At 63.8% G+C, this 24051-nt stretch carries 22 protein-coding genes; 17 read left to right on the top strand and 5 right to left on the bottom strand.

Annotation, left to right across the window (positions count from 1 at the left end):
• Position 1: 1 nt before the first annotated feature.
• The 3 genes from ruvB (at position 2) to ACW4QM_RS08280 (ending at position 1961) form a co-directional block, all read left to right on the top strand.
• Positions 2–1090, top strand: a complete 1089-nt coding sequence (gene ruvB / locus ACW4QM_RS08290; RefSeq protein WP_161127816.1) for a Holliday junction branch migration DNA helicase RuvB — start codon at positions 2–4, stop codon at positions 1088–1090.
• Between the two features lie 129 nt (positions 1091–1219).
• Positions 1220–1633, top strand: coding sequence for a hypothetical protein (locus ACW4QM_RS08285; protein ID WP_022740241.1), 414 nt, complete (start codon positions 1220–1222; stop codon positions 1631–1633).
• Positions 1634–1757: 124 nt separating this feature from the next.
• Positions 1758–1961 (top strand): cold-shock protein, encoded by a 204-nt coding sequence (locus ACW4QM_RS08280; protein WP_022740240.1) that lies wholly within the window; start codon positions 1758–1760, stop codon positions 1959–1961.
• A gap of 58 nt (positions 1962–2019) precedes the next feature.
• Here the strand turns inward: ACW4QM_RS08280 and ACW4QM_RS08275 are convergent, their stop codons facing one another.
• The gene (locus ACW4QM_RS08275; RefSeq protein WP_237974358.1) at positions 2020–2916 is read right to left on the bottom strand and encodes a class I SAM-dependent methyltransferase; all 897 of its coding nucleotides are present in this window, start codon (positions 2914–2916) and stop codon (positions 2020–2022) included.
• 76 nt (positions 2917–2992) lie between these two features.
• On the opposite strand from ACW4QM_RS08275, the gene thyX reads away from it, so the two are divergent.
• The 8 genes from thyX (at position 2993) to ACW4QM_RS08235 (ending at position 10363) form a co-directional block, all read left to right on the top strand.
• On the top strand, positions 2993–3685 hold the full coding sequence (thyX, locus tag ACW4QM_RS08270) for an FAD-dependent thymidylate synthase (protein ID WP_022740238.1): 693 nt from the start codon (positions 2993–2995) through the stop codon (positions 3683–3685).
• 9 nt (positions 3686–3694) lie between these two features.
• On the top strand, positions 3695–4951 hold the full coding sequence (locus ACW4QM_RS08265; RefSeq protein WP_161127814.1) for a DUF1385 domain-containing protein: 1257 nt from the start codon (positions 3695–3697) through the stop codon (positions 4949–4951).
• Between the two features lie 144 nt (positions 4952–5095).
• A complete protein-coding gene (locus ACW4QM_RS08260; protein WP_022740236.1) occupies positions 5096–5827 on the top strand; it encodes an amino acid ABC transporter ATP-binding protein in 732 nt (243 codons plus the stop codon).
• Between the two features lie 15 nt (positions 5828–5842).
• On the top strand, positions 5843–6784 hold the full coding sequence (locus ACW4QM_RS08255; RefSeq protein WP_237418852.1) for a transporter substrate-binding domain-containing protein: 942 nt from the start codon (positions 5843–5845) through the stop codon (positions 6782–6784).
• Positions 6781–7791, top strand: a complete 1011-nt coding sequence (locus ACW4QM_RS08250) for an amino acid ABC transporter permease (RefSeq protein WP_161127813.1) — start codon at positions 6781–6783, stop codon at positions 7789–7791. The genes ACW4QM_RS08255 and ACW4QM_RS08250 overlap by 4 nt, the downstream gene beginning before the upstream one ends.
• Positions 7788–8444 (top strand): amino acid ABC transporter permease, encoded by a 657-nt coding sequence (locus tag ACW4QM_RS08245; RefSeq protein WP_161127812.1) that lies wholly within the window; start codon positions 7788–7790, stop codon positions 8442–8444. The genes ACW4QM_RS08250 and ACW4QM_RS08245 overlap by 4 nt, the downstream gene beginning before the upstream one ends.
• Positions 8445–9031: 587 nt before the next feature.
• A complete protein-coding gene (locus ACW4QM_RS08240) occupies positions 9032–9463 on the top strand; it encodes an SMI1/KNR4 family protein (protein ID WP_202427854.1) in 432 nt (143 codons plus the stop codon).
• 3 nt (positions 9464–9466) lie between these two features.
• Positions 9467–10363, top strand: coding sequence for a hypothetical protein (locus ACW4QM_RS08235; protein ID WP_161127811.1), 897 nt, complete (start codon positions 9467–9469; stop codon positions 10361–10363).
• 41 nt (positions 10364–10404) lie between these two features.
• Here the strand turns inward: ACW4QM_RS08235 and ACW4QM_RS08230 are convergent, their stop codons facing one another.
• Positions 10405–12213, bottom strand: coding sequence for a DUF3825 domain-containing protein (locus ACW4QM_RS08230; RefSeq protein ID WP_237974357.1), 1809 nt, complete (start codon positions 12211–12213; stop codon positions 10405–10407).
• 320 nt (positions 12214–12533) lie between these two features.
• A complete protein-coding gene (locus ACW4QM_RS08225; RefSeq protein WP_161127809.1) occupies positions 12534–13028 on the bottom strand; it encodes a hypothetical protein in 495 nt (164 codons plus the stop codon).
• 380 nt (positions 13029–13408) lie between these two features.
• Here ACW4QM_RS08225 and ACW4QM_RS08220 point away from each other — a divergent pair, with 380 nt between their 5' ends.
• Complete coding sequence (locus ACW4QM_RS08220) at positions 13409–15928, top strand: DNA topoisomerase I (RefSeq protein WP_161127808.1); 2520 nt, start codon at positions 13409–13411, stop codon at positions 15926–15928.
• 64 nt (positions 15929–15992) lie between these two features.
• Here the strand turns inward: ACW4QM_RS08220 and ACW4QM_RS08215 are convergent, their stop codons facing one another.
• Both ACW4QM_RS08215 and ACW4QM_RS08210 read right to left on the bottom strand, forming a co-directional pair.
• Positions 15993–16544 carry a FumA C-terminus/TtdB family hydratase beta subunit gene (locus tag ACW4QM_RS08215; protein WP_161127807.1) on the bottom strand — a complete coding sequence of 184 codons (552 nt, stop codon included), beginning with the start codon at positions 16542–16544 and terminating at the stop codon, positions 15993–15995.
• A 24-nt stretch (positions 16545–16568) separates the two neighbouring features.
• Positions 16569–17423, bottom strand: coding sequence for a fumarate hydratase (locus tag ACW4QM_RS08210; RefSeq protein WP_237418851.1), 855 nt, complete (start codon positions 17421–17423; stop codon positions 16569–16571).
• 528 nt (positions 17424–17951) lie between these two features.
• Between ACW4QM_RS08210 and ACW4QM_RS08205 the strand changes: the two genes are divergently transcribed.
• Genes ACW4QM_RS08205 through ACW4QM_RS08185 form a run of 5 tightly spaced genes read left to right on the top strand, consistent with a single transcriptional unit; the run spans position 17952 to position 24051 of the window.
• Positions 17952–19121 carry an NAD(P)-dependent malic enzyme gene (locus tag ACW4QM_RS08205; RefSeq protein ID WP_237974356.1) on the top strand — a complete coding sequence of 390 codons (1170 nt, stop codon included), beginning with the start codon at positions 17952–17954 and terminating at the stop codon, positions 19119–19121.
• 5 nt (positions 19122–19126) lie between these two features.
• On the top strand, positions 19127–19873 hold the full coding sequence (gene tmk, locus ACW4QM_RS08200; protein WP_161127805.1) for a dTMP kinase: 747 nt from the start codon (positions 19127–19129) through the stop codon (positions 19871–19873).
• Positions 19866–21023, top strand: a complete 1158-nt coding sequence (locus ACW4QM_RS08195) for a DNA polymerase III subunit (RefSeq protein WP_161127804.1) — start codon at positions 19866–19868, stop codon at positions 21021–21023. The genes tmk and ACW4QM_RS08195 overlap by 8 nt, the downstream gene beginning before the upstream one ends.
• A complete protein-coding gene (gene ricT / locus ACW4QM_RS08190) occupies positions 21001–22581 on the top strand; it encodes a regulatory iron-sulfur-containing complex subunit RicT (RefSeq protein ID WP_161127803.1) in 1581 nt (526 codons plus the stop codon). Before ACW4QM_RS08195 ends, ricT begins: the two co-directional genes overlap by 23 nt.
• 15 nt (positions 22582–22596) lie before the next feature.
• Complete coding sequence (locus ACW4QM_RS08185; protein WP_161127802.1) at positions 22597–24051, top strand: nicotinate phosphoribosyltransferase; 1455 nt, start codon at positions 22597–22599, stop codon at positions 24049–24051.

Raw genomic sequence — 24051 nt, 5'->3', positions numbered from 1 at the left:
CATGGCATTCGATCTGGACATAGAGGGCATGGTGTTCGAGGCCGCGCGGGACAGCGCGGGCGCGCAGGGCTCGGCGTCGGCGCCGGGGCGCGAGCGCGCGGTGGCCCCGACGCTCACCGAGGACGACCTGGAGCTGGATTTCTCCCTGCGCCCTAAAAGGCTCGACGACTATCTGGGCCAGACGAAGGTGAAGGAATCCCTCGGCATCATGATCGCGGCGGCCCAGGGGCGCGGCGAGCCGGCGGATCATATTTTGTTCTCGGGCCCTCCGGGGTTGGGCAAGACCACGCTCGCCACGGTGGTGGCCAACGAGCTTGGCGCCTCCATCCGCACCACCTCGGGGCCGGCCATCGCCCGCACAGGGGACTTGGCGGCCATTCTCACCAACCTCGAAGAGGGCGATGTGCTGTTCATCGACGAGATCCATCGCCTGAACCGCATGGTGGAAGAGGTGCTGTACCCGGCGCTAGAGGATTTCGTGCTGGATATCGTTGTGGGCAAGGGCCCGGCGGCCCGCTCCATCCGGCTCGATCTGCCGCGCTTCACGCTCATCGGCGCCACAACGCGCACGGGCCTGCTCACCGGTCCTCTGCGCGACCGCTTCGGCGTGGCCTTCCGCCTGCAGTACTACACGCCCGAGGAGCTCTCCCTCATCGTGTGCCGCTCGGCTTCCATTCTGAACGTGGCCATCGACGAGGAGGGCGCGCTTGAGATCGCCCGTCGCTCCCGGGGCACCCCGCGTCTGGCCAACCGCCTGCTGAAGCGCGTGCGCGACTGGGCCCAGGTGCGCGGCGACGGTGCTATTACCGAGGACGTGGCCGCCGAGGCGCTCACGTTCTTCGAGGTGGATCATCTGGGGCTCGATGCCGTGGACAACCGCCTTTTGGAAGTGCTTTGCGTGCAGTTCGGCGGCCGTCCGGTGGGCCTGACTACGCTGGCGTCGGCGCTGGCGGAGGATCCCGACACGGTGGAGGATGTGTACGAGCCCTTCCTCATGCAACAGGGCCTCATGATGCGCACCCCTAAGGGCCGTCAGGCCACCGCCGGCGCTTGGGAGCATTTGGGCCTCGTGCCGCCGGAGGGATGCTAGCCGTAGCTGAGGCAATTTCGACTGTCGTCGTTTCCGTAGGGGCGACCTTGGTCGCCCCTTTCCGCGGCGTTGACGCTGTCGGGAGGGCAGACCAAGGTCTGTCCCTACGGAGGGATTGGAGGAACAGCGATGTTCGAGCAAGACTATCTGATGCGCATCATCGCGCAGCTTCTGGGGGCCATTCGGCGCTCCATGGAGCGAGCGGCCGGCGAGGAGGATCCGGACGGAGCCGCCCGGGCCCTCGATATGGCCCTGGGCGATGCCACCGATCTGGATGGCGAGGCGCTGCTCTCCCTCGCGCCCGAATCGCTGGCCTCGGTGCTGCAGGTGTCGGGGGTCGACCCGCACCTTACGGAGTACATCGCCCGCAGCCTCATGCTCTCCGGCCGCTACCACGGTGAGGCGGGACGTGCGGATATGGCCGAGCTCCGGCGTGCCCAGGGTCGCGCTGTCGCCGCCGCCTTCGGGCATGAGCTGGGATCCGACCCCGTCAGCGATGAGGCCCTGGAGGCGCTTATGACCGCAAGTGATGGAGAAGCGTAAATTCCCCGAGGAAATTGGCCGAAGTTAGCGTATAGTTATAGCGCGCTCCCAAAAGGGAGCTGGGCTTCGCGCCCGTATTGCTATACCCGCTCGTCGGACGAGCGGGAGGAAAGAGGAAAGTATCATGGCGGAAGGCACTGTCAAGTGGTTCAACCCCGAGAAGGGCTACGGCTTCATCTCCCAGAATGACGGCGAGGATCTCTTCGTCCACTTCTCCGAGATCAAGATGTCGGGCTTCAAGACCCTCAACGAGGGCGACGCCGTTACCTTCGAGGTGACCGAGGGCCAGAACGGCAAGCTGCAGGCGAGCAACGTGGAACGTATCTAACTTTTAGAAACTGACATGACGCCAAGGGCCCGGGAGCAATCCCGGGCCCTTTTTGCTGCTAGTGGGTATTCCAGGCGAGGAAGGCCCAGGTGACGGTGCGAGGCTCGGCAAGGCGCCAGGCGAGTTGGAGGACGCCCTTGCGGTCGGGAGCGCCGGCGGTCTCGTTGGGAACGAGATTCGCGGCGAGCCATTCCCGCAAGTTGGCGCGCGCCTGCTCGCGCTCCTCGTCGGAAGCGCGCACGGCCGCGGAGTCGTCGATCATGGCGGCTAGCTTCTCGTAGGCGTCCTCGGGGGTGGCGAATGTATCGTCGCGGGTGCTGTCGATGTAGCGCACCTCTGCTTTGATCCCCTCATTGGCCAAGATATTGAACGCGTACAGGTAGTCGCGTCCGAGCACCGAGGGCAGCCCCACGGCGGCCAGGATGCGCTCGTCGACGCGGGGGGAGGAGCCGGTGGCCAGCGTGATGCACACCCGCCGGCGCGCCACTTCCGTCAGGCGCAAAAGGGCATCGCGCAAATCGGCCGTGGCGATGGAGCGCGAGGCGATGGCCACATCGGTCATGCCCTCGCGCACGCCGAAGGCCGGCCAATCGTCCTCCCAGCTCATACGCTTGGGGAAGACGGTGCGCACGCCGGCTGCGTCGAGCCGCGCCTGCATCTGATCCAGCATGCCCTGGGAGAAGTCGGCGGCCACTACCTTGTGCCCCGCCTCGCCGAGCGGCACGGCCAGGGCTCCGGTGCCGCATCCCATGTCGAACACCGTTTCGCCGGGGCGAATCTCCGCGTATTCCAAGAACTTCTCCACATAGAGGTTCGGGGCGTCCTTGGTGGTGAAGGTGGCGGAGCGCTTGTCCCAGAACGCCGCGTCATCGGCATGGCGCCGCACCTTCTGGAGCTCTTTCCACTCCTCGTTCCAATCCGTTGCGGTGAGCAAGGGTGTAAATTCGTCGTGCATGGGGCCTCCAAGCCGTGTCGTCGGTCGTTCAGCCATTATACTTCTCTGGAACGAAATCGAGATGCGAGGAGACGTTATGCAGGTAGAGCTTCTGTACCATACGCCCGACCCCGAGCGCGCCATCGCCACGGCGGCGCGGCTGTGCTATGCGCCGGTGGGCGCGAGCGAGCTGATGGAGACCATGCCGCCCGAGCGGGTGCGCAGCGTGCTTTCCACCATCATGGGCTCGGGGCATTTCTCCACGCTTGAGCACGCCAGCTACACCTTCGCCGTCGACGGCGTGTCCCGCGCGCTCACGCACCAGCTGGTGCGCCATCGCATCGCCAGCTTCAACCAGCAGTCCCAGCGCTACGTGAAGTTCAAGGGCGATATCCCCATGGTGAAGCCCGCCACCGTGGCCGCCGATCCCGAGTGCGACCGCCTCTTCGACGAGGCCGCCGCCGCCGTGGCCGAGGCCTATCGGGCGCTCGTGGAGGCGGGCATTCCCGCTGAGGACGCGCGCTATCTTCTGCCCAACGCCTGCGAGACGAAGATCGTCATCACCATGAACGTGCGCGAGCTTCTGCACTTCTTCGAGCTGCGCTGCTGCAACCGCGCCCAGTGGGAGATCCGCGAGATGGCGTGGAAGATGCTGGAACTCGCCCGTCCGACGGCGCCGTACATCTTCGCCGATGCCGGCGCGCCCTGCATCCACGGCACCTGTCCGGAGGGCAAGATGACCTGCGGCAATCCCTACCCGCGCGTCGACCGCTCGCAGCTCGACGCTTAGGACGGCTGTATGACCAAGCAGAAAAGCGATCTGTCCCGCGCGTTTTCCGAAGACGGGGCGATAAAGACCCACGTGGGAGGCCAGGCCCTCATCGAGGGCGTCATGATGCGCGGCAAGTACAACTGGGCCGTGGCCGTGCGCGAGCCGGACGGCGCCATCTACGTGGAGGAGCACGACCTGAATTCCGGCAAGGACAAAAACGGCTGGATGTACTGGCCGCTCGTTCGCGGCTGCCGGGCGCTCGTGGAGTCGCTCATGCTGGGGTTCAAGGCCCTGGAGATCGCCGCCTTGCATGCCTTCGGCGACGAGGAGGGCGAGCAGAAGGCCGCCGCCGAGGCGACCTTCGTGGAGGCGGAGGCCGAGCTTGAGGGCGCGGCGGCCGTGGCGGCCGAGGAGGAGAAGCGCGGCGAGGGCGCGAACGCCCGCGACGGCTTCGATTGGAAGCGCGATTTCGGCAACCCCGACGAGATGGTGGACGGCCTGGGTGCCCAGCGCACTTTGGAGGTGGTGAGCGAGGCCGATGCGCCGGCTCGGCGGCAGGCTGGGGACGGCTCTTCCACCGATGAGGAGTTCGGGCACCGCGAGATGGTGATCTCCATGGTGGTGGGCCTCGTGCTGGGCGTGGTGCTGTTCATCGTGGCGCCCGCGGCCATCACGAACCTCATCGTGGGGGAGTACGACGATCACACGCTGGCCTGGAACATCGTGGACGGCCTTCTGCGCGTGGCCGTGTTCGTGTTCTACATCTGGCTCATCGGCCGCATGGAGGACATCAAGCGCATGTTCATGTACCACGGCGCCGAGCACAAGGCCATCCACTGCTTCGAGCACGGCCTGCCCATGACCCCCGAGAACGCCCGGCAGTTCCCGCGCCTGCACGTGCGCTGCGGCACCGCCTTCCTCATCATGGTCATGGTTATCGCCATCCTCGTGTACACCATCTTCCCGCTGAACGCCATCATCTCCGGTTTCGGAGTGCCCGACGGGCTGCCGAAGCTCGTGCTCGTCATTGTGGCGCGCATCGTGCTGATGCCCGTTATCGCCGGCATCTCCTACGAGATCACGGTGAAGTGGGCCGGGAGCCATCCGGACAACCCGCTCGTGAAGGTGATTCTCTGGCCCGGCATGCAGATGCAGTACCTTACCACCCACGAGCCCGACGATGCCCAGATGGAGTGCGCCATCGCCGCCATGCAGGCGGTGCTCGCCCGCGAGGACGCCGAGGAGGCGAAGGCGGCCGCAAAGCCCGTGCCCGCTGCTTCCTGATCCGCGCCGCCATGCTCCCTTCCGCCAGGGCCGTCAATAAGCTGTGACAAACCCGTAGCGCCGGCGAAACCACGACAAATTGACTGAACGTTAAAATTTCCACGTAGCTATTCGGAGCGACGGCCCAGATAGGAGCGTGGGAACATGGAGCCGCTGATTTCCGCTCGGGATCTGAAGAAGAACTTCGGCAAGGTGGAGGCGCTCAAGGGCGTCTCGCTCGATGTGGCGGAAGGCGAGAAGGTCGTCGTCATCGGGCCGTCCGGCTCGGGCAAAAGCGTGCTCATCCGCTCCATCAACGGCCTGGAGCGTCCCGACTCCGGCGAGCTGACCGTCAACGGCATCGATATGATGGCCAAGAAGGTGGACACGCGCAAGCTGGCCAGCGAGGTGGCCATGGTGTTCCAGGGCTACAACCTCTACCCCCATAAGACCGTGCTGGAAAACGTTACCTTCGCGCCCATCAAGGTGCTGAAGGTGCCGAAGGCGGAGGCAGAGGAGGCGGGGCGCGCCTACTTGGAGCGCGTGGGGCTGTCCAGCAAGCTTGACAAGTACCCCGACCAGCTCTCCGGCGGCCAGCAGCAGCGCGTGGCCATCGCCCGGGCGCTGAACATGCACCCGAAGATCATGCTTCTCGACGAGCCGACGAGCGCCCTGGATCCGGAGATGGTCAACGAGGTGCTCGACGTCATCAAGTCGCTGGCGGAGACGAACATGACCATCGTCATGGTCACCCACGAGATGGGACTCGCGCGCGATGCCGCCGACAAGGTGGTGTTCATGGAAAACGGGCTCGTGGTGGATGAGGGCACGCCGGCCTACCTCTTCGGCCCCGATTCCAACGAGCGCGTGCAGGCGTTTCTCTCCAAAATACTGTGAGGGGGGGTGCGTGCGATGAACGTGACGAGCCTGGCAGACGAGAAGATCGGGACGGGCGGGGCGGCCGCGATGAGCGGGGCGCGCCTCACGCGACGCTCTTTCGTGCGGCTGGCCGGCGCCGCTGCAGTGGGTGCGGCCCTGGGTAGTGCGGTGCTGCCGCTTTCCGGCTGCGCGCCGGCAGGCGACGTGCTGCGCGTCGGCACGAAGATCGACGTGCCCGGCTTCGGTTTCCAGAACCCCGAGACGGGAAGCGTGGAGGGGCTGGAGGTGGACGTGGCCCGCGAGCTGGCCGCACGGCTCAAAAGCGATGCGAACGCCCTGGAGATCGTTGGCGTGAACGTGACCACGCGCGGGGCGATGCTGGACAACGGCACCCTGGACGCAACGCTCGCCACCTTCACCATCACCGACGCGCGCAAGAAGACCTACGACTTCTCGCGGCCCTACTACATCGATCACATCGGCGTGCTCGTGCTGAAGAAGTCGGGCATCACCGATCTGGCGGGCCTCGATGGCAAGACCGTGGGCGTGGCGCTGTCGGCCACTACCAAGGACAAGCTGGGGGCCGCTGCTGCCGAGGCGGGCATCACGCTGAAGTTCGCCGAGTACGCCACCTATCCCGAGATCAAGATCGCGCTCGTGGCCGGGCGCGTGGACGCGTTCTCCGTGGACAGCTCCATTCTTCTGGGATACCAGGACGACACCACCTACTTGCTGCCGACGCAGTTCGCGCCCCAGGAGTACGGCGTGGCCACGGCCAAGGGCAGCCCGTACTCGGCGCCCATCGACGAGGCCATCGCCGCCATGGAGGCCGACGGCACCTTGCGGGCGCTGAAGGAGCGCTGGGGCTTGTCGCTGGTAACCGAGGCCGATGTGGAAGCCGAGCAGAGCGCCGGCGGCACGGGCCTGGGGGCGGGAGATCCGGCCGACGGCGCGGAAGGGGGCGCGTCCCGATGACGGAGATATTCGCGCCCTACAAGTGGGAGGCGCTCTTCGCGCGCTGGCCCGACATTCTGGCCGCCTTCGGCATGACCGCGGCCATCTCGGCGCTGGCCCTCGTCATCGCGCTCGTTCTGGGCTTCGTCTTCGGCGTGTTCGCCGTGTCGCGCTTCCGCATCCTGCGCGCCCTCACGCGCGTCTACGTGGAGACGGTGCAGAACATTCCGCTGCTTTTGCAGGTGTTCGTGCTCTACGCCGTGTTCCCGCTGCTCGGGCTCACCATCGCCTCGTTCTGGATCGGCGTCATCGCCATCGGCGCCTACCATGGCGGGTATATGTCGGAAGTAGTGCGCAGCGGCATCGGCTCGGTGCACCGCGGCCAGTTCGAGGCGGCCAAGAGCCAGGGCTTCTCGCCCGTGCAGACCATGACGCTCATCATCCTGCCCCAGGCCATGCGCATCATCCTGCCGCCTCTGGCCGTGCAGGCCGCCAACCTCGTGAAGAACACCTCGGTGCTCGCGCTCATCGCCGGCGGCGAGCTCATGTACTTCGCGAACTCCTTCGCCGGCGACACGAGCTACTACGGGCCGGCCTACGTGGCTGCCGCCGTGCTGTACTTCGCCATCTGCTTCCCGCTCTCGCGCGGTGCCGTATATCTTGAGCATCGCATGGGTGCCCACCGCCATGTGGCCACCGGCGACGCCACCGAGGCGCTTGCGGCCGACGCTTTGGAGGTGACGCCGGGCACCCACGACATCACCGGGCACGCCGCCGCCCAGGCCATGGCCGCAGGCGTGACGACCATGGTGGAGGGCACGAGCACCTTGGTGCCCCCGGTGGCGGACAAGGGCCGCTACCTCACGTACGCGGAACTTTACGGCATCGACGCCCCGGCGTGGCCCGACCGCCGCACGGTGGCGCCCCGCACGCCGCGGAACCGCCGAGGGCTCGCCCGCGTGCGCGGCGCCATCGGCCGCACCGGTGGCCGTCGCAGGGGCAAGGGCCGGAGAGGAGGCCGGAAATGAGCGACATCGCCGCTTTGCTCACCTGGACGAACATCCGCTTCCTTTTGGAAGGGCTCGGGCTCACCCTCATCATCTCGGCGCTGGCCATCGCCTGCTCTATCGTGCTCGGCGCCGTCATCTCCATCATGCGCGGATCCTCTTCCCGCCTGTTGCGCGGCTTCGCCATCGCCTACGTGGAGCTGTTCAAGAACACCCCGCTGCTTTTGTGGATTATGTTCACGTTCTTCGTGGCCCAGCTGCCGCCCCTGCCCGCGGCGGTGCTCGCCTTCACGCTGTTCACCGCGGCCTCGGTGGCCGAGATCGTCCGCGGCGGTTTGGCCAGCGTGCCGGCGGGCCAGTACGAGGCCGCCCGCTCCCAGGGGTTCTCGGCACCACAGATGTACCTGTACATCATCCTGCCCCAGGCCCTGCGCAACATGGTGCCGGCGCTGCTCTCGCAGTTCGTGACCACCATCAAGGACACGTCGTATCTGTGGGGCGCCATGGCTCTGCAGGAGCTCATGGGCCGCGGCATGATTCTCATGAACAGCTACAACTCCACGGTGCAGATCTTCGCCATCTTCGGGCTGATGGCCCTCATCTACTTCGTCGTCTGCTTTACCCTCTCGCAGATCGTCCGCGCCTACCAGCGCCGCCTCAAGGGCGCGCAGTAGACGTCTAATGCGAAGCTCGATGATACCCATTAGAGTCAAAAAGATCCTGAATTGCTAGGAAATGTTTTTGCTCACCTTACCTTAAGACTGATATGGTGCATTTTCCGGCCCGAAGCCACACGGCAAAAGATCCCTGCCGCGATTTTGGAAGCTTGCGAAGAGAAGCTTTGTCGGTAGCTTCCTTCATCTAATTCGAAAAAGGTTCGAGCTGCTGCTCGCATTAGGGCTTGCAGGGCTCGATTTTTAGCGTGGGGTTGGGTCAGTATGTTTGCTATGTTTGAACGTCCCTCTATTTTGTTTGTTGAAAACCGATGGTGCTATGGTGATTCAATGAAAACTATGTCAGATGCTACAATTGCAATAGCTTTACGTGAAAAGAGCAAAGTGCTTGGTTGCTCTCCTTCTAAACTCGCAGAAATGTTGGGGCGGAAGCGCGGGAGGATGTGGTTTTCCTTTTTGCGGAATGGTTTCGCTCTTTGCGATGAGGGTTACGCTGCAAGCTTTTTCGTGGATGTCTTGGTGTTGGCGTGACGGAGCTTGGGAAGTCCGATCACTTAAGCTCTTTTCTGTCTCGTAGGAAGGAATAAATGATGTTGTCTGGAGAACCCATGAAGGAGACAATTGATTCTTTGAGCAAGAAAGGAAAAATGATTTTTTTTGCAGGTGCGACAGAAAAACAAATACATGAGTTTGAGTTAATGCATGACATTGTCCTACCGAGCCAATATAGGGAATGGCTAAAATTCTCTGATGGAGGCGATCTTTTTTTGCCGGCCGGTGTTCAGCTATACGGAGTTGCTCATAAGCCCCTCATTAATGTAATGGATGGCGAAGGGGATATCGTCGGATGTATCGTTATAGGCGCATTGACGACCGGAGATCCAATTGTATGCGAGAGCAATGATGAAACGATCTCTATTTACAATCAAGAGGCGGAAAGAATAGAAAATGACGAGCAATTCGCTAATTTCCTGGATTTCCTGAATAATTTGAGTGGCATTGTTGGCGAGGGAGATTAGCTTATGTCAAAACGAACCGCTGAGGCGAATAGAGCTGTCAAAGAGGCGTGGGAGAGAGAGCGGTTGCTGGTTCTAGAGGGCAAAGGTACGAGAAACTGGACCGAAGAGCAGCAGCGGTCAATCATTGACTTAGGTAAGGCTTACGGTGATGATGGAAAAGCGTTTGAAGGTCATCACATGAAAAGCGCTGAAAAATATCCAAAATTTCAGGGAGATGCCAATAATATTCAATTTCTGACCAGGGACGAGCATAGGTTGGCGCATGGAGGTAACTTTCGAAATCCAACGAATGGCCGATATGATCCAGAAAGGCATTCTACTCAGGTTTTTGGAGAAGAGCCTTGTAAGCCGTGTGCTGTTATCCCTCTCAGCAATCCTGTTGCCGCAGAAGGCTTCTCGTGCGACCTCTCTATTCAACCTGCGGTGAGCTCAAAAACTGAGATGTCGGAGGTTCCAACGAATTTAGAATCGCTAGGAAACGACTGCCGCGCTGATCCTCCGCGACAGTCTTGCGAGTCGGATGGCAAAACCCTTCAGAGGTTTGGGCGAAACGTCGCTGATAAGTTTTGCGAGCTGGCCAACTCTGTGAAAGAGTTCTCTGAGAGACATCCGTATGCGGCAGGCGCTGCAATTCTGCTAGCGACTTCTGCGGCCCAAGCCTACGTGGTTCGTAGTCGAGTGAGGGGCGGGGGGAACGATGCGTCAATAATTTCTACGGATTCTGAAGACCTTGACGTATTTCCAGGTAATGACATGGATTTAATGTCATCTAGCACAAGGCGGTATCCAGAAGAGCGCACCTCTCCTCAGTGTCATAGCGTCTCGGGATATGATCGTATACGTTATGGGAAGGTGGAGCACGTTCGCTCTTATAGGCGTGGTGGCGAGAAAAGCGAGTGAGCACGTACAAAGATTCTGCCGAACATTCTATATCGGAATAATCAAACCTCAACTCCAAGGGTGGTGTTGAGCCAATCGCTATCTGGGCGGCTGATGAGCCTTGCGTTGTTATACGCCATCTCCATCGTTAGAATCGTCTGGCCTATATAGGCCCCCGATTCTACGAGCTCAACCACTAATGCAACATCTGGACGCTCGTTGTCTGTCAGGTCGAGTGGCAGCAGCAGACTCATGGTGTTTTTTGTGGGATAGAAAGCTGGTACAGCGGTTTTAAAATTCCACTCAACTCTTTTTTGTGCGACTTCTATAGCATCATCTAGCCTGTTGATTAACCGGCGCTTGAGTCGAGGGTCGGCCTGCACTATCTCGCGAAGCCTATCGTAGGCAGCTTGCTGAGCTGACTCATCCTCGCTTTCAAACGTCTTCTCTATACAGTCGAGAGCCTCTGATGAGTTTCGTAGTTCTTCTTCCAAAAACTCTTTCGGCAATCGCTCCATGTTGTCTAGAAGAATATGGTCTACATCGCGCTGTAGCGGTTTGGAGGGGTCGAAAAGAAGATCCTCCTTTCGGTGAAAGTATTCTGCCCTTTGGGGTAATGGATTGAAAGCTCGAACGAGAAGTTTTCCCCATTGTTTTGTTCCGGCTCTGCAGAATGCCTCGAAACGCCAAGGTGCATCAATAGTTGATGGAGAAAAACAGGCGTAAACTGGTTCATAGGTACTATCGACCAATCCTGTATTGAATGCCGCTATGCCTTTTTCTCGGTCTTCGAGGATCTTCCCCTCTGTTTTGAGCCTATAAAAAGTGTAAAGCAAATAACTTTTGAGAATTGAGTATTGGTGGGCATCGTCATCCTCGTTTTTGAACGTCCATGTCTCGTGAAGGACGGCGCTGGCTAACTTTGAAAGAAGAGAATTCATGTTGCCTATATAGGCCCAATCAAACAGTGCGCGTCCTGCAGCTTGGCGTTGCTTGGGGAAGGAGTCAACAAACTTAACATACCAAGGAAGCCAAGATTCTGCGTTCGGCTGCAAGCGTCGGCTGTCCTGCGCAATTGCAACTTCGATGAGGGTTTCTCCATCTGCCCTAATGATGCTGACAGGGAAGAGAATTTTTCCCTCGTAATAGCGCAAGGCTCTATTACGAACAGCAATTTCCCAATCTCGATCCAAAAGAGCCACTGGATCGATTTCTTTATTTGCATTCTGCACAAGCTCTTCTTGCCATCTTTGGGAGATCCAGACAAAATCAGAAAATCTTGCGCTCGTGTCTATGCTTTCGTCCAAGATCTCACTTGGAACGATACCCTCGAGATAGTCTTCTGTTTGCTTCATGCCGATAACTCGCTCCTCCAATGCTGGAGGAAGGGATTCTTTCGAGCGATCTGCAGGTGTGCACTTTTCGATTGAGGATCTGCTGCAATCTCTGAGAAGTGTTAGGCTGTCGACGTCGGGAACATAGGACATAAACCAAGGGAGACTTCCGTTATCTTGATTTCTAGCGAGCCCCACCTCTAAGGCTTCTCCATTGGCGAGAGCGATTCTGGTTGGGAATCTGATTGATCCATCTTGTTGTAGGATGCGGATTGCTCCATACTCCAACGACTTGGTCCAGTCAGAGCAGATCATCTCGAGGTAGTTGTCGGGTGATTCGTATAGTTTTTGCAATTTGAATTTGGTGCGAAAGGGGATATGGACGAAATCTATCAGCATCCCCTCCAGTTCCTCGTAGATATTATCTGGGACTACGGCGTTTTGGTACTTTTCCGTTAGAGCTGTATGCTCGATGAGGCAGCTATCGGACTCTAACGTCATTCGAGTAATGTTTGGGCTTTCGTAATCTAAATCCATTGCAGGGTCCTTTGCTGTTGCTTGTCTGATTTCGGCAGTATATCGCATATGTACGAATCCTGGATCTGAAAGGGCGTAGGCTGCCCGTACAGACCCAGTGGCTTGCTTAGGGCGTAGCGATGGAATGAAGGGATGGTTCGGCGATGTGCTCTACAGACAGCATTAGCTTTCTTCTGCAAGCAAGTTCTTTAAAAGTCTTTCATTTTGATAGGTGTGTTAGGAATCTTTTGCTCATGTTCGTTTGGGGATATGAATATGTATTGTAGGATAAGACCCAAGGCTCGTTCTCGTCCGCGAGGTTTTGAGCTGCTCTGTAGAGACTACCCCAGGTAACTCAAAAACGGCAGGTAGCTTTGGGCGGAGTCGGGGACGGCGAGGGTGATGTCTTGGCCCATGGCGGTGACGGTGACGACGGAGGGGTCGTCGTAGGTGGTGATGGTGGCGTCGGTGCCGCTGTAGCTGACGTTGGCCGAGCCGGTCTTCTCGGCGCCCTCGGGCAGGTTCGTCACCTCCCAGCTTTGGATGTCCAGCGCGTCGATGGCGGCGTCCACCTGGGAGGAGGACATGCCCGTGGCCTCGGCGATGCGATCGGTATTGCCGCGCAGAGCGCTCTCGGCCTTCGACTTCAGGCCCGACACGTCCAGGGCCGCATTGGCCGCGGCGTTTTTGCCGCCCTCGAACAGGCCGGCCAGGGGGTTCTGGAAGTTCTCGAAGGGGCCCTTCAGGCCCAGCTGGGGCAGGATGCCGAAAACGGCGATGACGAGGATGAAGGCGGCAATGAGGCCGATGAAGGCTTTGATGATCTTGCTGTCCACGGAATCTCCTCGGGGTGGGTCACGTTGCGCGAAGGCGCCGCCGGGGGTACGTTGATGCTCGGTATTCGCGGGTCGAATGCTGCGATTCGACGGCGTCCGGCATCTATGGTAACCCGCAGGCTCCGTCTTCATAAATCGACTACGGGACGCCCATGAAACGGTCATCGACCTTACGGGAACCTTGCGAGAGGGATTTTAATTTAACGACTTTCTCCCACCGCGCCGCGGCAAATCGTGTATCCTAGGCCCCACGCATTCGCGCGGGCCAAAAGCGGCGCGCGGCTGCCCAGACAAAACCCCGCGCACGTAAAAATCTCAAGGTGGGGTAAATCGTGCGAACGTGAGGGCCGCATCATGCGGCCGAGAAGGAGGATGGTTCCGTGAAACTGGTCGTTACGGAGAAGAACGACGCGGCGGTGAAGATCGCCGATCTTCTGGGCGCTTCCAAGCCCAAAGCCGACAAGGTGTTCAACACGCCGGTCTACCGGTTCGAAGTCGAGGGGGAGGAGTGGGTGACCATCGGCCTGCGCGGCCACATCCTGGAGCCGGATTTCACCCCGAGCCTTACCTATGAGAAGCGTGGCGGTTGGGAGGGTGTCACCGCCGAGGGCGAGATGCTGCCCGCCGTGGTGCCGGACAGCCTCGCCAAGCCCCCCTTCAAAAAGAAGAAGCCCTTCACCGCCGACGGTGTGGAGCTCAAGGGGTGGAAGATGGAGGCGCTGCCGTACCTCATTTACGCGCCCATCGAGAAGCTGCCCAAGGAGAAGGACATCATCCGCTCCCTGAAGAACCTGGCGAAGAAGGCCGACTCCATCGTCATTGCCACCGACTTCGACCGCGAGGGCGAGCTCATCGGCTCGGACGCGCTGTCGTGCTGCCGCGAGGTGAACGCCACGGCGCCGGTGTCGCGGGCGCGCTACTCCGCCTTCACGAAGCCGGAGATCACCCATGCCTTCGCCAACCTCGTGCCCATGGACGACGACTTGGCCGCCGCCGGCGGGTCGCGCCGCGACATCGACCTCATCTGGGGCGCGGTGCTCACGCGCTACCTCACGCTGGTGAAGTTCGCCGGCTACGGCAACGTGCGCTCCTCGGGCCGTGTGCAGACGCCGACGCTCGCCATCATCGTCGAGCGCGAGCGCGAGCGCATGGCGTTTGTGCCCGAGGACTACTGGGTCATCCGCGGTGCCTTCGACGGTGTTGCTGCGGCCGGCCCCACCGCCGGCGACGGCCCCGAGGCCTTCGAGGCGCCCCATGCCACGGCCCGCTTCAAGGCCGAGGCCGAGGCTGCGGCCGTCATGGCCCGCGTGGAAGGCGCCGTGAGCGCGCGCGTGGCCTCCGTGGAGAAGAAGCGCCGCAAGGTTCCGGCGCCGGTGCCCTTCAACACCACCTCGCTCATGGCCGCCGCCTCGGCCGAGGGCATCAGTCCCGCCCGCTGCATGCGCATCGCCGAGAGCCTGTACATGGACGGCTACATCTCCTACCCCCGCGTGGACAACACGGTGTACCCGGACTCGCTGGATCTGGCCGAGGTGGTGAACGCCATCGCGGCGAACCCCGCCTATGGCCCCTACTGCAAGCAGCTGCTGTCCGCCGCCCCCCTGAAGGCCACGCGCGGCAAGACCGAGACCACCGACCACCCGCCCATCTACCCCACGGCGGCCGCCACGCCCGACGATTTGTCCGCGGCCGACTACAAACTGTACAACCTCATTGCCCGCCGCTTCTTGGCGACCCTTTCGGGGCCGGCCACCGTGGAGGGCACGAAGGTGACGCTGGATGTGGCCGGCGAGCCCTTCGTGGCCAAGGGCGACGTGCTGGCCGAGCCGGGCTTCCGCGCCATCTACCCCTACGGGCTGAAGAAGGACGAGCAGCTCCCCGCGCTCTCCGAGGGCGCCACCATCGCTTTCAACGGCGCCACCTGCACCAAAAAGCAGACCGAGCCGCCGGCGCGGTATTCCCAGGGCAAGCTCGTCCAGGAGATGGAGAAGCTGGGCCTCGGCACGAAGTCGACCCGCGCCTCCATCATCGAGCGCCTCTACCAGGTGAAGTACGTGCAGAACGACCCCATCGAGCCCTCGCAGCTGGGCATCGCCGTCATCGACGCCCTGGACAAGTTCGCGCCGCACATCACCCATGCAGAGATGACCGCCGAGCTGGAGCGCTCCATGGACCGCATCGCCGACGGGGAGCAGACCAAGGCCGAGGTGGTGGAGACCTCCCGCAACCTGCTCGCCCAGGAGCTGGCGAACCTCATGCCCCATTCCGAGGAGGTGGCCGACGCGCTCTCCGATGCCGTGGCCGCCGACGCCTACGTGGGCCCGTGCCCCAAGTGCGGCAAGGATCTGCAACTGAAGGCGAGCCACAAGACCAAGTCGATGTTCATCGGGTGCGCCGGCTGGCCCGACTGCGATGTGACCTACCCACTTCCCAAGGGCAAGATCGAGGCCGTGCCCGAGAAGTGCCCCACCTGCGGCATGCCCCAGGTGAAGGTGACCGCCTTCCGCAGCAAGCCCCGGGTGCAGTGCATCGACCCTGCCTGCCCCTCCAACCAGGAGCCCGAGGTCGTGGTGGGCAAGTGCCCCGTGTGCGCGGAGCGCGGGCTCGACAAGAACCTCATCGCCCGCCGCAACCCGCGCACGCTGAAGCGCTCCATCACCTGCGAGAACTTCGACGAGTGCCAGACGCGCTACCCGCTGCCCCAGTACGGCGACATTGTCCCCACCGAGGAGGTGTGCGAGCACTGCGGCGCGCCCATGGTGGTCATCAAGACGGCTCGCGGGCCGTGGAAGCTGTGCCCGAACTTCGATTGTCCGGGCAAGGAGGAGGAAGAGAAGGCGAAGGCCGAGAAGAAGAGCGGTCGCTCTAAGGGTGGCCGGAAAGCGGCTTCCAAGAAGTAACCTGCCGGGGGAAGCGCTCGGAGGGTTGGTTTGATTTAAGTCGAGCAGTGCTGAATTGTCGAGCTTATTGGGCGGCGGCTTCTATCTTGCGGTAGAGGTCGCCGCCTTTTGCGTCGACGGCGACATAGGTGGGGAAGTCCTTCAGGGTGAGCTTGCGCAAAGCCTCGGTGCCGAGGTCTTCCCAGCCGATAAGCTCGCTTTCGGTGACGGACTTCGCCAGGAGCGCGGCGATGCCGCCCACGGTGCAGAGGTAGACGCTGCCGGTTTCCTGGCAGGAGCGCACGACTTCGGGGCTGCGCTTGCCCTTGCCGATGGCGGCGACGATGCCGGCCTCGAAGAGCGCCGGCGTGGCGAAATCCATGCGGCTGGCGGTGGTGGGGCCGACCGAGCCCAAGGGGCGCCCGGCCGCCGCGGGGGTGGGGCCGGCGTAGAAGAGGGTGGCACCTTCCAGATCGAAGGGGAGGTGGCCAGTGTCTTCCAAGCATTGCAGGGCGCGCTCGTGGCCGGCGTCGCGCATGGTGTAGACGGGGCCCGAGAGCAGCACCTCGTCGCCGACCTGGAGGTCGGCGAGATCCGCGCGGGTCAGCGGCAAGGTGAGGGAGACGGTTTTCGCCATGGGGAGTCCTTTCGGGGTGGTACGCTAAACGAGCTTGACGGACGCACTGCGCATGGCGCAGCAGCCCATGTTCACGGCAACGGGCAGGGCGGCGATGTGGCAGGGGGCCGTCTCCAGGTGCACGGCCAGGGCCGTGGGGGCGCCCCCCAGGGCCGCAGGACCGATGCCGAGCGCGTTCACCTCCGCCAGCAGCTCTTCTTCAAAGGCCGCCGCCTCGGCGCTTGCGGCCGGGCCGCCCACCTCGCGCAGAAGGGCGTGCTTGGCGAGTCCCGCCACCTTGTCGAAGGTGGCGCCCACCCCCAGCCCGATGACGAGCGGCGGGCAGGCGTTGGCCGCCTTCTCGCGCACGCAATCGAGGACCACCCGGCGCACGCCGTTAGCGCCGGCGCCCGGGGGCAGCATGACCACGCGGGAGGCGTTGTCGGAGCCGCCGCCCTTCAGCAGCACGTGCAGGGTGGCGCTGGTGCCGGGCACGAGTTTCAGCTCGCAGAAGGCGGGCGTGTTGTCGCCGGTGTTGGCGCGGTCGAACAGGGCGTCGCGCACAAGGGACATGCGCAGGTGGCCGTCGGTGTAGGCGCGGGCCACCGCGTCGTTCACGCGGCTGAAGATGTTGCCGGGCACGCTGAGCTTTTCGCCGACTTCCAAACACACCCACACGCTGCCGGTGTCCTGGCAGATGGGCACGCCGTCGGTCACGCCGATGCGGGCGTTTTCCAGGATGCGGTCGAGCACGCCCGCTTCCCGGCTCTCCGGCACCGCCTCCTCGCGCGCCGCTTCCACGGCTCTTTGGAAGTCGGGCCGCAACGTGACGGCGCACTGGCGAATGGCGTCGTAAACCGCCTCGCCCACCGTCTCGGCGTTAAGGCGTTCGGTAACCAATGGCTGTCGGGGGCACCTTTCGTGGGACACGTTTTCGCCAGTAGGCATTTCGCCTATGGCCATCGTTTCGGGGGTCTCTTCGTTCACGGACGCCTCCATCCAATAGTCGGGCCTGTTTGAAGTAAGAATTTCGAGTTGTTAGAGTTTCCTTGGAGGATATTCTCAGATTTTCCGGGTAATTAGGTCGTTTTCTTCCCAATATAGCTCAAAGCGGAGGTCGCCAAGGGGGCGAAAGTCTAACAAGTCGAAATTTTTGCCCAAATGCGGCCTTGGGATTGGTTGGAAAGGTTTTGCGGATGCGAGAGGTGAGAGGTTGGTGTTGGGGGGCGCAAGGGTGAGGGGGGCGAAGCGCGCGACTGGTGGGATGCGACAGGGAAGGGCGCGATACACAAGTCTGGCTTAGGGGTCGAAACTTGTGCGGCGGGTGGAACTTGTGCGCAGGGGAGGGGCGAGCGGGGGTACGCGGGCGGGGAGGGGGTACAATAGACAGGTTTACACGGGAGAAATCGTTCTAAGGACTTGGAACCTATGGATATCGCAGCGGAATCGCTCGCCAAGCACGCCGAGTGGCGCGGCAAGCTCGCCTTCGATCCGAAGATGGACATCGCCACGCGCCACGATCTGGCCGTGGCCTACACCCCCGGGGTCGCCGAGCCCTGCAAGGTCATCGCCGAGAACCCCGAGGCGGCCTACGACTATACGCTGAAGGCGAACACGGTGGCCGTCGTCTCCGACGGCAGCGCTGTTCTGGGGCTGGGCAACATCGGCCCTGCCGCCGCCATGCCGGTCATGGAGGGCAAGGCAGCCCTGTTCAAGGCCTTTGGCGGCGTGGACGCGTTCCCCATCTGCCTGGATACCCAGGACACCGACGAGATCATCGAGACGGTCATCCGCATCGCCCCGGCCTTCGGCGGCATCAACCTGGAGGACATCGCCGCCCCCCGCTGCTTCGAGATCGAGGCGCGGCTGAACGACGCGCTGGACATCCCGGTCTTCCACGACGACCAGCACGGCACGGCCATCGTGGTGCTCTCGGGCATCATCAACGCGCTGCGCCTTGTGGGCAAGGACAAAGCGTCGGTGCGCGTGGTCGTCAACGGCGCGGGCTCGGCGGGCATCGCCATCGCCAAGCTGCTTCTGTCCTACGGCTTCGCGCGCGTGACCATGTGCGACATCCGCGGCATCTTGAGCTCCTCCTACGAGGGGATGAATCCGGCCCAAGAGGCCATGCTGGCCGTCACGAACCTGGAGGACAAATCCGGCACGCTCGCCGACGCCATGGAAGGCGCCGACATCGTCATCGGGGTTTCGGCTCCCGGCGTCATCACGCCCGACATGGTCGCCTCCATGGCCGACGACGCCATCGTGTTCGCCATGGCCAACCCCACTCCCGAGATCTTCCCCGATAAGGCCCGCGCCGCCGGGGCGCGCGTGGTGGGCACCGGACGGTCGGACTTCCCGAACCAGGTGAACAACGTCATCGCCTTCCCCGGCATCTTCAAGGGGGCGCTGCAGGCCCGGGCCGAGCGCATCACCGAGCCCATGAAGCTGGCTGCTGCCGAGGCTTTGGCCGCGCTCGTCTCCGACGAGGAGCTCTCTGAGGAGTTCATCATGCCCGACCCCTTCGACCCGCGCGTGGCCGACGCCGTGGCCGACGCCGTGCGCGCGTGCGCCGCCGCCGAGCGGGAAGGGGCCTAGCAGCTGTGGCAGCACCCGCGAACACGGGCGTCTTCGTCACCTTCGAGGGGGGCGACGGCGCCGGCAAGTCGACGCAGATACGCTTCCTCGCCCGACTTCTGGAAGATGCCGGTCGCGAGGTGGTGCGTCTGCGCGAGCCCGGCGGCACCGCCGTGGGGGAGGCTCTGCGCGCCGTCGTGCTCGATCCGGCCCATGAGGCCATGAGCGACCGCGCCGAGCTGCTCATCTACGAGGCGGCCCGGGCCCAGATCGTCGACGAGGTCATCCGTCCGGCGCTCGGGCGCGGGGCGGTGGTTCTGTGCGACAGGTTCTACGACTCCACCGTGGCCTACCAGGGCTGCGGGCGGGGGCTCGACGGCGCCTTCATCGACGCGGCGAACCGGTTCGCCTGCGACGGGGTGGTGCCGGATGCCACGGTGCTTTTGGTGGCCCCCGCCTCGGCCGTGCGCTCGCGCATGGGGCGCCGCGAGGGGGCCGACCGCCTGGAGCTGGCCGGCGACGCCTTCCACAGCCGGGTGGCCGTGGGCTTCGAGCAGATCGCCGAGGCCGACCCGGCCCGGGTGAGGACGGTGCTCTCGCGGGTGCACCGCGCCGACACGTTCCGCGCCGTGCTGGAGGCGGTATCGCCCGTGCTACCGGAGGCCGCCGCGGCGCTGGCCGGCGGGGCGGATCTGGATGCCCTCGTCTCACGGGAGATGGCGGCCAAGCGCGCCGAGAAGGAAGCGAAGGCGAAGGAGGGCGCCCGTGGCTGACGCCTTCGAGAACATTCTGGGACAGCCCAAGGTGCGCGAGTTTCTGCGCGCCTCGGTGGTCTCGGAGCGGGTGACCCAGGCCTATCTGTTCGTGGGGCCGGCCGGCTCCAACAAGACCCAGGCCGCCTATGCGCTCGCCCAGGCGCTCATGTGCCCGAAGGGGCCCCGCGGGCCGCGGGGCGGTTCCTGCGGCGCCTGCGACCGCTGCGGGCGCATTCTGCGGCGCAAGCATCCCGACGTGCGCTATTTCGCCCCGGCCGGCGCGAACGGGTATCTGGTGGAACAGGTGCGCGAGATCGTGGCCGACACGGCGCTCTCTCCCATTCAGGCCGACAAGAAGATCTACATTCTGGATCGCGTGGACCAGCTGGGCGCGAGCGCCGCCAACGCGTTCTTAAAGACGCTGGAGGAGCCGGCCGACGACGTGGTGATGATCCTTCTGGGTCGCACCCGCGAGTCGGTGCTGCCCACTATCGTCTCCCGCTGCCAGGTGGTGCCCTTCCGCCACATTCCCGCCTCGGAGGCCGCGGGCATCGTGGCCCAGAACACCGGCGCCGATCCCGCCCAGGCGCGCCAGGCCATCGAGGCCTGCGGCGGCTCCATCACCTCGGCCGTGGCGTTTCTGCGGGCGCCGGGAAGCGAGCGCCTCGCCTTCCGGACGCGGCTCTTCTCCGATTTGGCCATGCTTCAGCGCGCCGACGACTGGGATGTGGTGGAGATGGCCCGCGCGCTCGTGGAGGCGTCGAAGGCGCCGCTCGACGAGGTGCGCGCCTCTCAAGAGGAGGAGCTTGCCGAGAACGCCGACTTTCTCGCGAAATCTGCCATCCGCCAGATAGAGGCGCGCAACAAGCGCCAGCTGTCGGCGAAGACCTCCGAGTATCTGCGCCAGACGACGGCCATGGTTCGCTCGTGGCTGCGCGACGGGCTCATGGTGGCCTGCGGGACGCCGGAGCTGGTCATCAACACCGATGTGCGCGATTCGCTGGTCGCGCTGTTCTCCGGCGCCGATGCGGCGGTCATCGCCGCAGCTTGCTCCAAGGTGGACGAGTGCGAGCGTGCGCTGGCCTATAATGTATCCCCAGAAACGTGCTTGGACACGTTGCTGTTCGACGTAAGAGAGGTTGTTCATGGTTCGGGTCGCACCGATTAACTTGACCTTCAACCCCCGGACGCTATGGTTCGATCCGGGCGATTTGGATATAGAGAAGGACATGCCCGTGGTGGTGCGCACCGCCCGGGGCACCGAGTTCGGCATCGCCGCGAGCGAGGTCATCGAGGTGTCCGAGGAGCAGGTGCGCGCGCTGAAGAGCGCCCTGCGCCCCGTGGAGCGCATCGCGACCGAGGAGGACATCGAGCAGGCGGCCGAGATGGAGCGCGCTTCCGCCGAGGCCCTGCCGGTGTTCAAGGAGATGGCCCGGGAGTACCACGAGGACATGCACCCGGTGTCCGTGGAATTTCTGCTCGACGGCGACAAGGCCGTCTTCTACTTCGAGGCCGAGGAGCGCATCGACTTCCGCGAGCTGGTACGCAAGCTGGCGGCCCGCTTCCACGTGCGCATCGACATGCGTCAGATCGGCGTGCGCGACGAGGCCCGCATGGTGGGCGGCATCGGGCACTGCGGCCAGGAGCTGTGCTGCAAGCGGCTCGGCGGCGAGTTCTGCCCCGTGTCCATTCGCATGGCCAAGGAGCAGGGGCTCTCGCTGAACCCCCAGAAGATCTCGGGGCTGTGCGGGCGCCTCATGTGCTGTCTGCGCTACGAGTTCGACGCCTACAAGGACTTCAAGGGCCGCGCTCCCAAGCTGAACGCCACGGTGCAGACGCCGGCCGGGCCTGCCAAGGTGGTCGATCACGACGTGCCGCGGGAGATCGTGTCGCTGAAGGTGGAGGGGGAAAAGCCCGTGAAGGTGCCCCTGTCCGACTTCGATCCGGCGCCCGAGGGTGCTACGCGGCCCAATGCCGTGGGGGAGGAGGCTTGGGAAGAGGCGACGAGCGATCGCGGGCTCATCGGCGGCGAGGCGCTCATCTTCTCGACGAGCCAGTTCACCGGGGCCGACAAGCTGGCCGAGGGCGCCAAGGTGCGCCATACCGGCGGATCGCGCAAAGGATCGGGCGAGGCGGGGCGCTCGCGCCGCAGCGGCTCCGAGGGCCGCGGGCGCGGCAGCTCGCGCTCGGCGGGGGCGCCGACGGCGTCTCCGGCCCCGGCCGCCCCGCCCCGCAAGCGCCGCCGTTCCACGAAGCTGTCGGCGGCCGACGACGGGCGCGGTTTGGAGCGCGTGTCCACCTCCCGCGAGGAGGGCGCGCGCGGCGAGGGAGCCGCATCGCCGAAGCCGCGCCGTCAGCGCTCCGGGACGGCCTCGCGGCCCAAGGACGGGGCGCGACCCAAGGACGGCGGGCGCAGCCAGAGCGGCCAGGGCGGCCAGGGGAAAGCGCAAAGGGCCAAGGGCTCCCAGGGCCGCTCTCGCTCCGGCCAGGGCGACGGCAAGTCCAAGGGCGCCTCGCCGCGGCCGGGCCAGAAATCCTCGGGGCTGCGGGCCGAGCAGGGTAGTGCGTCCCGGGGCGAGGGCGCCAAGGCGGACGGGGGCGCTTCCAAGCCCCGGCGCCGGCGCCGCTCCCGCAAGCCCAAGGCCGACGGCGGCGCGGGCGCGGGCGCGGGCTCGGGCTCGGGCCAGCAGCCCGGCGGCAACGGCGGCAACGGCACCGGAAACTAGGGAGGCACCTCACTCATGAACGTGGACTACGCCCTGCTCACCGATCTGTACCAGATCACCATGGCCCAGGGCTACTGGGACGCCGAGAAAGCGGGCGAGGAGGCCTGCTTCACCATGTACTTCCGCGACTACCCCTTCAAGGGGGGCTACGCGGTGGCCTGCGGCATGGCCCAGCTGGCCGACCTGGTGGAGACGTTCCGCTTCAGCGAGGAGGACATCGCCTATCTGGCCTCGCTGGACGCCCCGGCCGGCGGCCCCTTGTTCGATCCGGCCTTCCTGGAGTATCTGCGCGATCTGCGCCTGTCGGTGGATATCGACGCGGTGCCCGAGGGCACGATCGTGTTCCCCCACGAGCCGCTCGTGCGGGTCACCGGCCTCATCATGCAGTGCCAGCTCATCGAGACGGCGCTGTTGAACATGGTGAACTTCCAAACGCTCATCGCCACCAAGGCCGCCCGTGTGTGCCGCGCCGCCAAGGGGCGCCCCGTGGCGGAGTTCGGCCTGCGTCGGGCCCAGGGCCTAGGCGGCGTGTGGGCATCGCGCGCGGCGGTGGTGGGCGGCTGCGCCTCAACCTCGAACGTGCTGGCCGGCAAGCTCTTCAACATCCCGGTCTCGGGCACTCACGCCCATTCTTGGGTCATGTCCTTCGATGACGAGCTTACCGCCTTCCGCGAGTACGCCCGCATCTTCCCGAACAACTGCATCCTTCTGGTGGATACCTACGATGTGGAGCAGGGCATCAGGAACGCCATCACCGTGGGCCTGGAAATGCGCGAGCGCGGCGAGCGCCTGGCCGGCATCCGCATCGACTCGGGCGACCTGTCGTGGCTCTCGAAGATGGCCCGGCGCATGCTGGATGAGGCGGGGCTTACCGATTGCGGCATCGTGCTCTCGAACGATCTGGACGAGTACACCATCCAGTCGATGCTGGAGGAGGGGGCCGACGTCATGTCCTTCGGCGTGGGCACGAAGCTGGCGAGCGCCTATGACCAGCCGACTCTGGGCGGCGTCTACAAGCTGGCCGCGGTTCGCGCGGGCGAGGATGCCCCTTGGACGGCGCGGCTGAAGATCTCCGAGTCGGCCGCCAAGCTCACCACCCCGGGCGTGCTCGACGTGCGCCGGTACTACCAGTCCGACGGCCGCATCGCTGGCGACATGGTCTTCGATGTGAACGAGACGCCGGATGCGCGGGAGGTCATCGTGGACCCCATGGACGATTTGCGCCAGAAGAACCTCTCGGGCCTGCGCTTCGAGACACTGCTGCGTCCTTTGGCCCGTGCCGGCAAGGTGGTGCTCGCGCCGGAGGACCGCAGCGCCATGGCCGCCCGCGCCCGCGCTTGTGTTGGTTTGGAAACCCTTGACGAAACTCAGTTGCGTATGCTGAACCCCCACACCTATCCTGTTGGTCTGGAGCTGGGCCTCAACGAGCGCCGCCGGGCGCTGGTGGCCGAGCTGCGACATATTTTATAG

This window comes from Adlercreutzia sp. CNCM I-6207, assembly GCF_977072305.1.
The sequence above is the reverse complement of the archived record's forward strand: the minus strand, read 5'-3'. Positions and strand labels throughout refer to the sequence as shown.